Here is a 17,186-nt window from a genome sequence, read left to right as displayed (position 1 = left end):
TTTTACCGGGCCGGAGCCTGTTTTATTTTCGGGTTTTTAAAAGCAATTCGATTTCAGTCATTCGCTTTTTTATGGCTTCAGTTTCTGCTAAAGTTACTTTTAGATGCAGCATTTCCTTGTGCTGGCTGATGAGGTGAAGGGTGAGTTCTTCAATCTTTTTAAGGAGCAGTTTATTCATTTCTCCCAATGCCAGCCCGTTGCGTTCGGCTTCTTCAGCCGATGGAACTTCGGGGAGGTGTTTATTGATCTTAAGGTAACTTTCCAGTTCATCAAGTGGAAGATTCAGGTATCCGGGCTCAAATACATAATCAGGTAACTGCTCCCCGTTTACTTTAACTTCATTGGCTTTAATCTTACCATTTACGGTAAGTTTATCAGATGGGTTATTCGTTCCCACACCAACATACCCGGAGCCATCTATTGTAATATCATCCCCATAATACCATGCCGCACCGGTCCCGTTTTTGTCGAACATTCTGCGGGTACCCAGTATCATTCTACCAGTTGCATTATAACTGGCGGCATTTGCAGCAACCGTAATGATTCGTCCCTGACTGTAAATGTTGCCCCCATCAGTATTTGCTGGAATGGCAAATTCAATCTGGGCGCCAGTGGTTTGAGAGCGTCCACCGGTATTAGCCTGAACTATAATGCCACTTTCAGATAACTGACCGCTGTTCCCCCCGTCTTTAGAAATTCCTCCATCAATAATGTGAAGCTTGCTTTTCGGACTTTGGGTACCAATACCAACATTACCTGATGACGTCCATAACCCCCCTGGCAAAGCGACAGATGGTCTTCCCCATCCCCCATCATACCCCAATTCCATCACACCTCCTCCTACCCGGATAAAATCTACCCTGTTTCCGGAATCATGAAAGCCTATTGTGGAATAATCCTGAGCATTAAGTAAAAGTGATGTTTGTCCACCCCAATTTTCCGTATTTGGCGTCGAATTGGTATTCATATTGCCAAGACTCAAAAACCCATCAGTGTTATGTGAAACAGTATTTGATCCAATCATCAACCCTCCATTTTTGATGTGCACCCGCGCCTCTGGTGCACTGGTGCCAAAACCTACCCTTCCTTCAGAATCAATGGCCATACCATTATCAAACTGGTTATTTCCAAAGAAAGCCTTACCCCAGTGCGAAGTCACAAAGGCTGTTCCGTTAATGTCATCACCTGTAACATTCAAATTTCCACCCCAAATATCTAATTTCTGTCGCGGCTGAGTTCCACCTATTCCAATATTTCCGTTTTGGGTAAGTACCATATTGGGAATGTGGCCCATCTGCTTGGAAAGAAATCCCAGCGAACGAGAATTGCCTTCCAATTGAATCGAAAACTTTTCGTCGCCTGTGTAACCAATATTATTACCTGATGTCGTTTCATTTTGTGCAAAAACTATGGAGTTCCGTGCATAGGTACCAAATTGCCAGCCATCATTATTATCTTGAAAACGACCGGTTAGCATTAGGGTGGTGCGCCCGTAATCGCCGGCATTGTTCGTGAGGAAAAGTTTTGTAGCTCCGTCAAAATGCGAATCGCCCTTTACCTGCAAATGGGCTACAGGCGTAAGGGTGTTTATGCCTGCAGGGCCTGTACCCGGAAAACTATTCTGGGCTTTTACGGAAATCGTTGTGCTAAATACAAAACCTGTCAAAAATAAAAATGTCCGCATATTATAAAATCGAAAGTACATGATAGGTTGAGTAGGTTGTTGAAGGGAGCCATTTTCCATCTGCTGCTTTTTTTACTATTCTCGAAATACTCAGTAACTCCATATGATCAGGAAAGTCTGAACTCTTGAAACGAAAATCAACTACCCGGTCTTTTTCCTTATTCAAAGGATCGTCAAAATTGCTTAGTCTGACCAATACCGCTACAGGTCTTAAAGACGCCTTCAGATAAGTAATCTTATATTCCTTGCAGGTAATATGATTTGGGTTTATCAGCGCTATTTCGGCCATATCTTCATTCAGGCTCTGCTCTTCAAGCTGATAATGCTCCGCTCCCATACTTTTGATCAGTGTTTCAATTGCCGGCAATGCAGGTGAACTGGTTATCGTTTTTGCAGGCCCGATAAGTATGCTCTTTTGTTGCTGATCAGTATAAATGTACAAGCCATCTGCATTCAACGTTTCAGAAGTTCCAAGTTTACTGTAGAAATTATTACCCTTTCTGATCAATTGATAAGGCAAGTCTTTTACATTTGCACTGCTATCACTTCCATCCATGATGGTTAGCTTTGCCGACAGGTTCATCTCCGGTGATTCGAACTTTAATACTTCAGCCAATTTTGCTAGCTTTTTCAGCTGAGTTGTATCAGGAATATATATATTTTCAGAAGCTTTTTCTGCTGCTCTTTCCTTATATTCTGCTTTGGGAGTACTCCATTTTATGGCGCCATAGGCAACGGCAAAAGTGAGTGATAAACCGATCAATCCGGCTGTCCATTTTCGATATTGGATTTTCATAGCTTTAGTTTTTATGGTAAGATGACCTGGTTTCTTTAATTGTGGCGATGCCCCGCTCGGTTTCTTTCTTCACCCTTACCAGCGAACCTTCGTCATCGTACTCATAGAAGGTGGCAAAAGCATTTTCATCAAGTTCGGCCATGAGTTTGAAGGTTTTATCATTATACACATAAGACTTTAAGTGGGCTGTTTTTGGAAATAAACGTATATCATCCAGAAATACACCCTGATTGGATTTGATGGTGATACCTAACTGCTGCCCACCCATTGTTGAGCTATTGAAGCTGCCTTCCAATAATTTCCAACCCTCCACAATGGCCTTACATCTTAACGTAACGTTTGATGCAGAACCAGAAGCATTCACAATAGCAAAATCCACATTGATCGTTTTATGTAACTTATCGTTATCTTTTACCCATGCGCTAATCATATAATCTTTGTAAGGCATAGGTTCAAAACCACCCGGATAAGTTCCCGGCCAGCGGACCAGAGAATATCCGTTACCTGTAAACTGCAGGTAATCCCCTTGCTTTTGTAATGTGTTATGCAGATGTGTATTCAGCAATATTCCGTCCCCATTGACATATATGCTATAGTTCCCGGAATGAGATTCTGTATTACGAAGCAGAAAGTTCAAGTCCTGTCCGTTAACAGGATTGAATAGCTCTCCAAAAATATTTTTAGTTGAAAATCCTTGTGGATCATCACTATTCCTAAACCTTAAGTCTTCAAATGAGTTTACATAAACTTCCCTGCTCATCGCATTCGAGGCTACCGAAGACGGTAGTTGACCATTAAAATCAAAGCTGGCAGAACTATAACGATTGAGTGCATCCTGATTTTCTAACTCATTACCATAGCGATCATAAAGTGTTATTCTATTGGCGGTCACCCAATCTTTTGAGTTACTTTCTGACCAGTCAGCCCCTGTCCGGGTCCAATAAGGAGTGAAAGCATTTAAATATCCGGACTGATTCAAACGCATCCCGCGTTTACCTGGTGTAAAACTATCATTGATCTTCCTCGTTTGTTGATAGACCTTACTTTGATAAGGCCTCCATTTACCAAGATAACCACTGATGTAAGGATTCTTAATTAAATCCTTACCTGAGAAGGGAGCGCATGGGTTTAGCATCTGTCCATATCCATCTGAATAATGATAGAGATAGCCCCAGTCACCAATATCTAACCAAACCATACTATATAGATTTTGTACTCCCTTGATGTTAGCGGTGGTAAAGACGCGCTGAATCCCCGACCCATACTGGTCGATATTTTTTAGCTCTTGAGGAGAATTCTTGTAAATCTCTACACCATTAACCCCTTCATAGTGAATAGGCCCTGACCAAAATTCTACACTTAATCTATGAATACCAGCAGTAAGGTATTTTTGCGTATTTGAAATATTCCAGGATACACCTCCTGTTCCATTCGTACTGCCATTACCCCAGATTTGCCCGTCGATATAAACAGTTGACCCAGAATATCTCCCCAGAGTATAATAACCACTTTCAGAAATATCCAGGCAGTAATCAAATCCAGTTTGATTATAATAATAATCAAAGCCCGGCTGATTATAAGCGCATATGCTTACATATTCAGCGAAAGATCTGGTATTCCAATATGCAGAGGCAACATATTCGGCTGTCGCGTATGGGTTTGGATCAGAGACCAAATAGGTAGCAAAGGTAGTATTCTGTGGATAGCTATAACTGCCATACACAAACCATGGGTTCTCTACGTATCCCCCAAGATCCTCCTTACCCGCTGACCATTTTTCATCGTAGATTGTTACGCTTGAAGATATTACTTTCAGTTTACCAAGATCTGATTCGGTGATAAAAACAAACTGATTACCGATAATTGGGTTTTCCATGCAAACTACATTGGTAGTACTAGCTGACAGTATGTTCCTAGCTCCAGACCGAACTACTTTAGCAATTGGCAGATCCACCTGTATAACTCTTCCATTAGATGCAATTAACTTTTTCACCCCATTAACTTCTATTACCCAAAACCTATTATTGATCATCTCGCCAGTACCTACCGATGCCCTTGCACTCACCGTAGTGTGGATGTAAGTATTTGATAAAATTTCATCACCCGCAGCTAAAAGGCTTGCGTAAGTTCCATTTAATATTGTTCCATCTGATCCTGTGCTCAGGTTACTCATCACACAGCCCATGTTCTGATATGCTCCTCCCATTCCTTTATATACCCAATAAGCCGGAAGATTAACAGTATAGTAATCCTGTTTAAACTCATTTTGTGTTTTGGTCACGAGTGCCTCACCAGTCACGCCATCGTATACTACATTCTCAACGGCAATGCTTGAACCGTTTTCCATCTTAACTACCCTTTTGATGAGTCCGCTACGCTGGATCACTTTAACACCACAGGCCGAACGGAAAAGCTTATATTCGTTGTTATTTCCTATAGGTAAATGAGGCAACCATAATGGAATGCCAAAGAATGGCAATGGAATCACATCCATTCCAATATTGATAGAGCGACCGGAGTTACTGGTTTCCTGCTCTCTGAAGTCGGTAAAAAATTCAATGTCGCGCCCAATGATGCCGGGCACTACAATTCCATTGTCGTTCACCACACTTACTGTATTGTTAAGAGTTTTTTCAACCGCAAAAGGATTATCTACCTGGTATTCGTAACTGGTAGAAGATATTTCTGCTCCTGCTTGATTAAATACCCTGTTGGTTTTAGCCTTTCCATGCATATCATTCAATTCAATCACATACCCTTGAGAAAGCACCATCTCCTGTACACTATTTGTACTAACAATGTTATAGCTTTGGCTAGGCCTTGGATTATAGCGCTGTATATCGAGCATCTTAACCTTCACAGGAAAATCTTTAGCCGTATAAAATTCATTTACAATACTTCCGGTTTTTGGCCGCTCATTTAACGGATATTCATTTCCATCTGCGTCAAGATCGCGTATAGTTACCTTGCTGTAGCCTACACCCGGCGAAGGGTATAATGATTCGCCGAACGGAGTTTCCAGCTCGAAGTAGTTATTAATGGTACCTTTAATTTTCTGTACATAGGGCACAGGAGTTCGGAGGGGATTTTCATCACTGCCAATTGAGGGCTCATAGCTGGCCACGCCGCTACTGATGGTTCTGCCCTGATCATTGGTGGTTGTGTAAGTGTAGCTTTGTCCATAATTGCTACTTCTGGCAGCACTTCCGCTGAGATTACTCCATTCATCATGAATAGCAATCTTCTTAACCCTTGCGCCTCCGCCAATTTTACCTTTTATGTTCACGCTAACCCTTGCGAATGATTTGGGCTGATCGATCTCTGTTCCATACCCTTTACGGTTAGCTTTCTGGTAGAAATTTTCCCTTAGCTCTTTCAGGTTAGAGGCTGCATTAAATACAGCTGAAATTGCTGCTTCCATGCCATTGCTGTGATTATCGCCAACTTTATTCTGATAACCCGGATAAGCAAAGCGGGGATACTCATTCTTAAGTTTCTGCCAGGCTGCAAAACGAAGGGCACTGGCAGGACTGCCCTGATCAATCTGCTCGAGTGTGAGGATGGCATTCTTTCCACTAAAATTAACAGTGGTTATCCGGCAATATGCGGATACAAAATCGTAACCTCCGTTTGCCGCAGGAGCGTTACTATTGCCCAGCTTAATCATTGACTTGATGTAGATGTATTCGCCACCATCGAGATAGTTATCACGGAACCACTGAAGTTTATTACCTGATGGCGGATCGAGATCGACCGGAACACTCACCACATCGGCCGCTCCGCTAACCACTGTAAGCGGAACCATTACAGCTGCCTTTTTATTTTGTACATAGGCGTAATCGTCGGCTTCATAATCTACATTAATCCGGCCACCAGATGGCAACTGAACCTGGCTGATACTCCATAAGCCTGCAGCCTGATCGGCATTTGACTTATTGCTATTCGAACTTCTCTGCTGATCTGAATAAGGATATTCTTCGTTATTGAGCCCGCCGGGGTTAGCAGCATCGAGCTTATAGGTACCCCAGCGATCGGTGCTCATCGATCCGTAACTAACCTCGTTGTTATTTAGTGTGGTATTATAGCTGAAATGATAAGGATGGTTGGCACCTTTATGGCTATCGGCATATTCAAACCACACGTCGGTAAGGGTGAGCTTTCTGCCATTTTGTGCTTCGGAGTTGGGTGTATCCTTGCATAAAAGGTAATCATATTTGAACTTAACCACCTTTATCGGCTGCGATGGATCAAGATTTTCCTTAGAATACAAACGGATTTCCACCAGTTTTTTTTGCTTCACTCCGGTGTTTCTGGAACCTTTCCAATCCACCACACCAAGCGCATCATCCCGGTCTGCTGTAATAAAAAAAGCAATCTTCGTTTTTGATTCAATTGAATGCACGTAATAAATTTCCTTCTCACCATAAACGATTGATCCCTTGTCATCATCCGGATCGGCTAGCTGACCACGGTTGAGATTACTCTCCGGCATGTACACTCCATTATTGTATTTATTACCATAAGGCGTCCGCCATTTATAGTTATCGATACGGCTATAATTGAATTTTATGGCTGTGCCATCATCATCAGATGTAATTCCATTATTTTCCTTATCCACATAATCGGGCGACAATATTCCAGATATGAGATAGCTGTAGGCATAGGCTGGTTGCAGATCATGGTGATAATAATCGTCTACTCCTTTTCCTTTATACGCAATTTCATTAGCCTGCATGTCGATATCTTTGCGCCCGGTGCGGTTTGTAACTGTACCATTTACAGCAAAGGAGGTTTCTTCCTGCTTGATATTGTAAGCAGGCACCCCGTAAACAGTTCTACTCCCCGAGCCATCAGTTACTGTCAACTCGGATATATGGTGTTTCTTCCTGTAATTTCCAACCCTCGAAACTGCTGTTGCATGTGCCAACGTAGGCATAGATTGCGTGGGATCAAAACCCTGTGTGGACATGAACGGATAGGTAAATATATTTTGATCCAATCCCCCATTTTTTGCTTCTTCAGCAGTGAGGTAACTCACTACTGTACCCTGAGGTTGCCTTTTTGTTTTGGCAATTTCTGCCGAAACCGGGTTGATGTTACTGGTAAAACTATTAGTTGTCCTGAAGGCGCTACCAGCAGTTTTTCCTGAAGTATAAACTGCCAGTGGCTGTTCCTGCAAAAGCTTCTCCGACACAACAGCATCTTCAATATGGTGTTGTCCCATATCTTTAAAAAATACGTGTTGCCGTGTTGGAATTGTTGTGGATTCGTCCTGAAAATCGCCGTATTTCAAATAGTTATTGTTTCCGGTCCATTTTCTTGATGTATTGGTGGTATTTTGTTGAAAGAGGGAAACTCCTGCATGGGCATATCCTCCAATTCCAATATCGCCACCGGCACTCGTTGTTTTACTTTTATCAGTTACTTCGTTATCAAAATAAGCACCTGTTCCACCTCTATACAGCCTGAACTGTCCTGAACCTGACTGACTGTTATAACTGAATATATCAGGTGTTGCAATGGGTAAAGCAAGATTAGGCAATTCGGGAATAATAGGATTTTCTTTCTCCCTGATGAAATCGTGAAGTGCGTTTTTGAGATTCTTCCCCTTTTCTGCATAAAGGAAGCCGTATTCGCGGCTTTCCATTTTACCTGAATTAATGGTTTTGCGAATATTTCGGTAACCTGTTCCTCCTACACCTAAATAACCCCCAAACAAAGCCCCTCCAACATCAATGCTATATGAACTATAGGTTGATTCGTAAGGATATTGAATTTTCGGCAAAATAGGTTCGGTGTTAAAAGAAAAATTGTTGGAATTATTAGTCATGAGCAGGTTGTGACCAAAACTCAAAGATTTCATTCCTGATCTGGAATTATAGCCCAACGATGAGCTGAAAGAAGATGAAAGCACACCCTTTTCGCGCTTATTATCGAAAATGGATAGTGATACACTTGGTGTGATATCTACACCAGACGCTGTGCTGGATAGTACGCCCAGCCCCATTCCTGCAGTGAGCATACCTTCGTTAACTAACCCGAAAGACATTCCCGCATTGGCACCAATTTCAGCCCCTATTCCAGTATAATTGTCGCTAAAAATTCCGAAGCTGAACGAACCACTTATTTTAGCATCACCTAAAGTCTCTCCGCGGGCCGTCAATCTTCCACCCACGGTTACCTTATCTTTTGTATAATGTTGAGTAGAAAGTGTATCACCCATGAAATCATCTGGAATACCCCGGAGCTGCCGGTTAACAGCACCAACATTAAGATTCCATCCAAGGCCTACCCAACTGGCTTCATCTTCAATTCCAGTACCCGATTGATAATTAAGGTTAACAGGGAAACCATCAATATCCATTAGAGGAATATTATATTTAAAATCACCACTAAAAATATCGACCATATCAGATACCCCTGCCGGCTGAAACGACTGCGCTTCCGGTTGTGAAGGGCCTGATGTTAATGCATAGGAACTGAGCGGCTGGAAGATCTGAAAAATCCACAGAAGAATTAGAAATTTTGCAATAAACCTAATGCGTTTGCTGTATAAAAACTTCATATTATTGAATAGTGATCACGTATTTTTTCTTGTTAATATAAATATCCTGATAGATCATGGTTTGGACCTTTAATTCAGGAAGATCATTGAAGGCTACGATGAATTCATAGCAATCTTTAACCCCATTTGCCACTGGTTCTACATACAGTGGGAAGTATTCCTTACCCCGATCCAGTATTCTGAAACAGCTGTCAGAACGATAAATTACTGATTCTTTTGTCTTATCGTTCAGCATAGAGTTAACTCCGTTTTTAGGAAAAAGGCGTAACATAAATGTGTTTCCTGCAGCTTGCTTACGCTGGACGACAACCTCTAAATCTGCATCGGAGGCATAGCCGGTTCGTTTTTGATTACAAGCAATAAGCATCAAAAGGGCAATAAGGTATCTTTTCATTACTCTACGGTGTTATATGTAAATCTTAAACTTTTATGGGTTCCATCTGGAAGTTCAACCCGCATCACATACGAGTTGTAATTAACAAAAGCATTGTTCCTGGAAACATCTATACTGATTTTGTTCTCCCCCCGCTTCAAAGTTATTGTTGGTAGTCTTCTGACCTTTTTACCTGGATCATTCACGCAAATAATTGTGTAGCGTAGCTTCTGTTCGGCATAGGAATTTATTATAGAAAAGTTGATTAAACCATTCGATACATAAAAGTTACCTTTTGTTAGATCGGCAATGTCCCGATATCCCAGATCAACTGGCGCTTTGGTTACCGTCGTATCCGGGCAGTTCACCTCAAACGACCACACATCCGATCGGTTAATAATCGTTTGATCTTTATAGGCACTTACCTGCCAGGCATATTTTTTTCCGGCAATCAGCTCTTTTGCATTAGGTGGGTAAACCAGCAGGTTTGCCGGAATCCCCTTCTGATTCACAATTGGCAGGTTATAGTTGAGGGCCTCTACCGCATTCTGTTTATCTTTGATTTCCACCAGCATAAGTTGATAAAGCTGCCCGTCTACACTCGGCAATGAGGGCTGCCAGGTAAGCAGCGGACGTTTCTCACAAATCTCATCCTGATCATACGGTTCAATCAAATCAAGCGGCGCTGGTGGGGTTACTTCATGGTTAAAGGTCTGATCGACGATAACTTCCTCACTGGAGGAAGCCGAGATGATGTTGAAAGCATACTCATAATCACCCTGCGGAAAATATTGATTCCTCCTGATGAAATTGGCCGTGGCGTTCTGTGCGATTGCAATACTGGCCAAACGGGCTACACCAGATGGAATTATATTGCTCCCTGGTACGATTTGAAACGGTACTGTCTGGATTGTAGCAATCCGGCCTGCGCGGCTTTCACTTACTACAATATTCATCCTCACCGATTTTATCCCCGTGGAATTATAAATGGCTGCCCTGAACAACCCGTTTAAAGTAGTGCCCTGTACTTCTGGTACGAAAACAATTGTGGCCTGTCCCCATGCAAAATTTGCGTAGAAAGAAAGGCACGTTAAAAATATGTGTTTAAGCTTGATCATTTTCTGTCCAGGTAATAGTGAATAGATAACTCGCCCCTGTTGGTAGCAAAAAGGTCTGGGTAGGTCGGACTAATTAGATTCTTTCTCAAATCCACGTAAGCAGACACGTCGAAATGTTTGAGCAACATCAGCTGGATGCTTTGCTTAACCCCGGCCTGGCGGGCAAGATTCTGGTTATCCAGATAACTTAGACCGGTAGACATCGATACCGAGCGGAATAGCTGATACTGTACAGATGCATCTGAATTAAGCATATTGCCCAGGATGGTATTGGTATTCAGTTCACGGTTGTAAAAGAGGTTGCCTGAAAGCGAAAAGTTGTTGAAGTTTACACTTTGTACCATATTAACCTGCATAAGGCTGGAATTACCCAGTGATAAAGGATTTGCAATTTCCTGCTGACCGAAACTTAGATGGGTGAAGCTGCGCTGCCCCAACAATTTATAGCTGCTGTTGAGGTCGAACTGCAGTTTCCGGGCGCCATATACTGGTGTGTTGCCCTGTGTTACCTTATCCACACCATTACTGATATATTTTACACCAAGTGTAGAACTCCTGGAAATTTTCATTCTCGAATCGAATTGAATATTCCGGTTACTCCAATGGGCATTGTCGGATGCACTGATTGGCATATTTTTGAAGTCGCTTCGCAAGGCGAGGGTAAGTTTATTGTGGAAAAGCGTTTTACGGATGTTACCTCCAAAACGAAGATTGAGGTTACCGATTCCCTGCTGACCGGGATTTTGGAAACCTGATCCTGAATAGCTTACAAATACCGAACTTTTGAGTCCGATTTTTTTCGCATCAATTGCATGGTTAGCACCCAAAGACATGGTTTGTAACAGATCGTCACGGAAGTAGTTACCATTGGTGTAACGGTCAAGCATGAGCTGATCAGGGCCAAAACTGGCCAGTTCTTTATATTGAGTAGAAGATTTAGACACATCAAGCGTAACGGTCCCTGCAGATTTAAATTTAAAAGCCTGGCTCAGGGTAAATACCATGTTATTTCTGGGAAGAGTGTTTTGTACAGGAGCAAAGCCACCAGAAAACTGCCTGTCATAAGTGCCCACCCACGAGAGTTTTCCCGATCCGAAGGAAAAATTAGTTGTGGGTACACTCAGGTAGCTGTAAAGCTTTGGGATAGAAAAGCTGGAAGCATCAAAGCCCGCATCTTTTGCACTGTTTAGGTCTTTGGTGGTACTAATACCCACTTTAACTGGTCCCCTGGCGGTGCGTAGCGAGAGGTTAAATCCATTCAGAAAAAGATCCCGGTTCAGGAAACTACCCGGAAGCTGTGCACCAAAGTTACCGGCCTGCATTTCCCGCAGTTGCGAATAGCTCTTCTGTAGAAAACTACCTTGTTTAGACTTGGAAAGTTCTGCCACAAAAAAATCTTCCAGTTCTTTTTGGGAAATTTTACCATTAGCCACTTTCTCCATCAATGCCAGTTTTTCGGCATCAAGTCCACTTTCATTCACAGCAGTTTGTAGTTCACGGATTTCTTTATATAAAACATCTTTCTTTTCCATGTAGAGGTTAGTCAACGAATCTTTTTCCTTTTCACTTAGCGCTTTGCCCTGGCTTAAAACCTGTTGTTTGGCCTCATCTGTAAATTCGTTAATTTTGGTTTTAAGCTCCAGTTCATTCATCTGTAACAAACTGCGCATGCGCTCAGGGCTATTGAGGTAGGTTTGTAATTTTGGTACCTTGCTCAGGTCAATACTCCTCGCCAGGCGGTCCTGAATTTTTTTTCGCAATACAGATTCAACAGCCTGTCCGCTAAGTACATTTTTCTTTAACTGCTTATACTTATTGATATCGGCACTGAAGAAATCTCCAAAGCTTGGTCGCGGAATATCGAACTTGAATAAATTGCCTTGATCCAGCCTGAAATCCCGTATACCCGTAAAATTGTTTACAAGGGTTAAATCAACCGGGATTTGTTTCACCTTAAGCTCCCCATTAAAACTCAGGCTATTAAACAGGTTCTTGCTATTATTCGGTGTCTTTACCGGAATGTATTGCGTAGCGTTTTCTACCGAAAAATCACTAAGCTGAATCTTAGCGCCTTTTTTAACAGAATCTTTTTTGAACAGCTTAGCAATGTCTGACTGTTTCACACGCTCATTTACCTGAGTGGCAATATTTTTTTTAGCTGACTGAAATTTGTGGGCGGCTATCGAATCGACCCCGGCAAATTTCTTTTTGGCGGAATGGAGACTATCTGTAACAGCCTGCTTACTTACAGGTAGCTGTGCAAAAAGCCTGGCCGGGCACAGACAGCAGAAAAATAGTACAATCACTATTTTTAAGACATTGTTCATACAATTCATTTTTAGCATAGCACACTATTGCTCAACTCTTCAAGCGGTCGGTAATGGACGTGAAAAGGGGTAGTTAATAGTGTTTGTTTGGTTTTCCGAAGCAGTTAACTCCACTTCGAAGATCATTAAAAAAGTAGTGGCGTAAAAGGGCTGAAGGGGTTGTTTGGACGGAACACTCGTGGATGCAGACGAATGGCGGGAAATGCTTGATGAAACCCAAAATTTTGCAAGGGCTATTGGCGACGAAACTGCATAAGTTTTTTTTTATTCTGTCCTTTATGCTCCAACTTATCCACTTTCTTTCCCATTTCAATAAGTTGCAAGGTGAGCTCTTCGATCTTTCTGAGCAGTATTCGGTTCATTTCCCCAAGTTCAATTCCCTTTTCACTTGCCGTTTTTGCAGAAGGCACCTCAGGTAAATGTTTGTGTATTTTAATATAGTGTTCTGTATCATGAAGTGAACGAAGCGGATAATCCGGCTCAAAAACATAATCCGGCAGTCCACTCCCATCCACTTTGATTTCTTTGGCATGGATCTTCCCATCTACCGTCAATCTCTCGGCAGTAGCCTCAGTACCAATGCCAACATTCCCATCCAGCACATGGAGGTTACCAACATAAGTGTGACCATTATCTCTGATTTGGTTATAGGTCGTCACAAGGGCACCATTATCGGCCAAGTTGCTATCATTTTGCGAGCCCAGCTCCAGGGTTCCGGTCAATATTTTATTCACCCTGAACGTACCGAAATCTGCACCCGTAGCAGCTTTTACCCAGATTTGAGATTCGGCTCCAAAATTCAGAAGAGCAAAAGTTGGTTGGAGCCATTGGGCATACCCCATGCTATGATGCTCCTGAATGGCAAAATTTTGTGCATTGATAAACTGTATCTTCCCTGAAATCAAGGAGGGCGTATGTGCAGTAGTATGGAAATAGGTGTAGTCTATCTCGCTGTGCCGGCCACCAATTCTGGCCACCAGATACCATTTTCCGTCTGCCGGCAAACTAAAGTCCTGGGCAGCGACTTTGACAACAGGTAGTAGCAAAATCAGGAATAGCAATTTATTTTTCATTTTCTTTCTTTAAATCTTTAAGCTCATTGAGCGCCTTGGTCAGTTGTATTTGCTGCAATTCCAGCTGATGCTCATGATTGATCAGATGTAACGTCAGTTCTTCAATCTTTTTTAAAAGCAACCTGTTCATTTCACCAAGTTCGATACCGTTCTGATCAGCCTCTACTGCACTTGGTACTTCAGGCAAATGCTTGTTGAGGTTGATGTATTGCTCAATTTCCCGCAGCGACAAATTTTTATATCCTGCTTTGAATACATAATCAGGCATATTCTGTCCGCTTACTTTAATTTCCTGTGCACCAATCCTACCAGCTACAGTGAGCCTGTTCTCCGAACTGAATGTTCCGATTCCAACATGTCCGCCAGATCCGACCACCATTCGTGGCTGTAAGCCATCATGATCGCGCGTATAAATTTTTAGGCCTCCACGATCTACAAACTGCCCGCTACCATAAAAACCCTCCAGCCTCACATTCTCGATCCCAAAATCTGAATTGAAAAAACCCAGACGACCGTAGTCTGCATCTGCACCACTGTTATTGGGATTAGGCGTGCTGACATTGCTAAGGGAAATATTGGCATGGGTGTGGTTATCCCTATTAGTGACGCTGGCGAGCGTTTCACCCTGATCTTGAATTCCTAAAAACGTTCGCGGACTTTGCACATCCACATCATACACTATTCCGTTACCATTCACCCTGGCTACTGACTTATTTATATGATGAAGGTTTTTCGTAAGGCCCTTGATCACGGTGTCCCGGGTTCGGACAGATATGCTTCTACTCGCATACATTGGTAAATATTCCTGCTGGGCAGTAACCGTAAAACCAACGATGCATAGAAATAAGCCAATCCAAAGTTTCTTCATAAAAATATATTTAGCGTTTGTTCTTCTTCAACCGATTAATTTCCTTTCCCTGCAGCCTGATCTGTTTGTCTTGTTCGATAACGTGTAGGGTTAGTTCCTCAATCTTCTTAAGGAGCAGTTTACTCATCTCGCCCAATTCTAGTCCATTTTGCTGAAACTCCTGAGCAGATGGTATTCCGGGAAGGTGTTTATTAACTTGCAGGTATTTTTCAAGTTTGGGAAGTGGCATGTTCTGATATTTTTGTTCGAAAACATAATCCGGCATATTGCTGGCATCCACCCTGATTTCACGGGCTTTAACTTTGCCGTTCACTGTAAGGCGTTCGCTTGGGTTGGTAAGGCCAATCCCAACATTACCATCCGGATCAATACGCATTCGTTCGATGTTGTGGTAAGTACTGAATGTCAAATATCCACCCGTTACACTCCCACCACGATAGAAATTAATCGCACTATTGGTTACTCCATAAAAGTTATGTTCCAATGCAAAACTCTTATTCTGAAAAGCCTGGTTTTGTGTTTCGAACCCCCTTACACCCAGAAAGGTTCCTTCACCTGCATAATCACCTTCCTGTAAACGAGACATAACGGTTGCTAAACCGCCGGCGCTGACAAACTTAGCGTTATCAAATGGAGCACGGGGATTGCTGGTCGCAACTCCAACATTTCCTGCTGGGGAAATAGCTATGCCATTATTCAGGTACTCGCTGCCGAAATAACTTATACCTCCTGATGCGCCTAAAACAGCTGTTCCATTATAATCGTCGCCTGTCACAGATAATTTCCCTCCCCATAGGTCCAATTTGTTACGGGGATTTATTGTATTAATTCCAAGGTTGCCTTGTCCCCCAATAAATACCCGTGATGAACCTTGAGTAAAAAAATTTATACCAGAAAATGAAGATAAATATGCGTAAGGTGGCCAATTAATATCTTCGTTATACCAACCTAACCCATAATAGGCAACATCTTTTCCGCTATATACAAAGTGGTCAGCTGGATTAATCGCAACTGCAGCAGCATTGGCGCTGGTAAGATGTGTTTGTGCTAATAGCGTGATGCTAAAAGGCATTAATAGTAACGTAAGTCTAATTCTTGATATCATTTTTCTTTTGGTATCCCTCTAATTCATTCAGCCTTTCTTCGAATCGGTTCAACTGCTTATCTTTTTCAATAAGGTGTAAAGTGAGCTCCTCAATTTTTTTCAGGAGTAGCTTATTCATTTCTCCAAGCTCCAGGCCATTTTGTTCGGCGTCTTTAGCACTCGGGACTTCAGGAAGATGTTGATGTTTTTTGATATAGGCTTCAGTCTCTGGAAGCGACATATTTTGATAACCAGCCTTAAAAACATAATCTGGCATGCCATGTATATCAACTCTGATTTCGCGTGCTTTAATTTTACCGTTCACCGTGAGCCGTTCGGTTGGATTTTCTAAACCAATGCCCACGTTCCCTGAAGCATCCCAGATACCATTTGGAAGTTTAATGTGAGGCCTTCCCCAGCCGCCATCGTAGCCAAGCTCCATAATGCCATTGCCAACACGGATAAAATCGACGCGTAAACCCGAATCGTGGAATCCGATGGTCGAAAAGTCTTGAGCATTCAATAAAAGTGTACTGGATGAATGCCAATTCTGAGCATGAGGTGATGAATTTTCTAATATGTTACCGATACTCATATAACCGTCGCTATTGCCATTATTGACGCTGTTTGTTCCAACCATCATCGATCCGCCTTTTAAATGCAGCTTCACATCCGGGGAAGATGTACCGATGCCAATATTAGCATTGTTTACTGTAAGCCAGTCATTCATCACCGATATTTCTGGTCTGCCGGAAAACGAGGGAGATAATTTCAACACTTGTTCTTCCCGATCAGCATTATCAGTGCCTATGATGTCAAGATCAATGGCATTACCCCGATCCGTGGTTCTGAACTTCCAACGGTAAGCATTCTCATAGTTTGCAGATAATATTAGATTAGTAGAGGATGGATAACCACCAAAAATGTGCATTTGGTTACCGTTGACGGAAGTCGTATTTATTCCTAAACCTGGAAATACACCTAAACCGGAGCTATATAATTTGCCATCAAAAACCTCCATTCTTAATGAATAATCTGAGGTACCATCATTCGTATCATGAAAGTCAAAGAATCTTCCTACTTCCATAACGCCACTCGCCTCAATGAAAGGCGTCTTGTTAAAATGCTGAGCACTTGCCAAATTGGTAATGGAAAGAATCAAGAACAATAATAACAGTGCGTTTAAAAGTAGACCTGTTACTTTTGTGAATTTAAAAGGATGCTTACAGGAACTAAAAATAACCGCTAACCGAAGTAGAAATGTTGTTTGAATAAATCGCATATCGCTTACGTCCATA

General features: G+C 42.2%; 10 protein-coding genes. All 10 read right to left on the bottom strand.

The window, feature by feature from the left end; translation table 11 throughout:
• Window positions 1–22: 22 nt before the first annotated feature.
• Window positions 23–1,705 (bottom strand): autotransporter outer membrane beta-barrel domain-containing protein, encoded by a 1,683-nt coding sequence (locus tag AC570I_RS16380; RefSeq protein ID WP_497406325.1) that lies wholly within the window; start codon window positions 1,703–1,705, stop codon window positions 23–25.
• Window positions 1,686–2,480, bottom strand: coding sequence for a hypothetical protein (locus AC570I_RS16375; protein WP_497406324.1), 795 nt, complete (start codon window positions 2,478–2,480; stop codon window positions 1,686–1,688). Before AC570I_RS16375 ends, AC570I_RS16380 begins: the two co-directional genes overlap by 20 nt.
• Window positions 2,481–2,484: 4 nt before the next feature.
• The gene (locus AC570I_RS16370; RefSeq protein WP_497406323.1) at window positions 2,485–9,045 is read right to left on the bottom strand and encodes a hypothetical protein; all 6,561 of its coding nucleotides are present in this window, start codon (window positions 9,043–9,045) and stop codon (window positions 2,485–2,487) included.
• 1 nt (window position 9,046) lies between these two features.
• Window positions 9,047–9,439: a hypothetical protein gene (locus AC570I_RS16365; RefSeq protein ID WP_497406322.1), complete on the bottom strand. Its 393-nt coding sequence runs from the start codon at window positions 9,437–9,439 to the stop codon at window positions 9,047–9,049.
• Window positions 9,439–10,536, bottom strand: a complete 1,098-nt coding sequence (locus tag AC570I_RS16360) for a DUF928 domain-containing protein (RefSeq protein ID WP_497406321.1) — start codon at window positions 10,534–10,536, stop codon at window positions 9,439–9,441. Before AC570I_RS16360 ends, AC570I_RS16365 begins: the two co-directional genes overlap by 1 nt.
• Window positions 10,533–12,863: a TonB-dependent receptor gene (locus AC570I_RS16355; RefSeq protein WP_497406320.1), complete on the bottom strand. Its 2,331-nt coding sequence runs from the start codon at window positions 12,861–12,863 to the stop codon at window positions 10,533–10,535. The genes AC570I_RS16360 and AC570I_RS16355 overlap by 4 nt, the downstream gene beginning before the upstream one ends.
• 233 nt (window positions 12,864–13,096) lie before the next feature.
• Complete coding sequence (locus tag AC570I_RS16350) at window positions 13,097–13,936, bottom strand: hypothetical protein (RefSeq protein WP_497406319.1); 840 nt, start codon at window positions 13,934–13,936, stop codon at window positions 13,097–13,099.
• Window positions 13,926–14,804 (bottom strand): hypothetical protein, encoded by an 879-nt coding sequence (locus AC570I_RS16345; RefSeq protein WP_497406318.1) that lies wholly within the window; start codon window positions 14,802–14,804, stop codon window positions 13,926–13,928. Before AC570I_RS16345 ends, AC570I_RS16350 begins: the two co-directional genes overlap by 11 nt.
• A 10-nt stretch (window positions 14,805–14,814) precedes the next feature.
• The gene (locus tag AC570I_RS16340) at window positions 14,815–15,909 is read right to left on the bottom strand and encodes a hypothetical protein (protein WP_497406317.1); all 1,095 of its coding nucleotides are present in this window, start codon (window positions 15,907–15,909) and stop codon (window positions 14,815–14,817) included.
• The gene (locus AC570I_RS16335; RefSeq protein WP_497406316.1) at window positions 15,893–17,185 is read right to left on the bottom strand and encodes a hypothetical protein; all 1,293 of its coding nucleotides are present in this window, start codon (window positions 17,183–17,185) and stop codon (window positions 15,893–15,895) included. The genes AC570I_RS16340 and AC570I_RS16335 overlap by 17 nt, the downstream gene beginning before the upstream one ends.
• Window position 17,186 lies beyond the last annotated feature (1 nt).

It is taken from the genome of Pedobacter sp. A2324, assembly GCF_059693705.1.
Note: the sequence above shows the minus strand (reverse complement) of the source record. Positions and strands in the feature narration are given on the sequence as shown.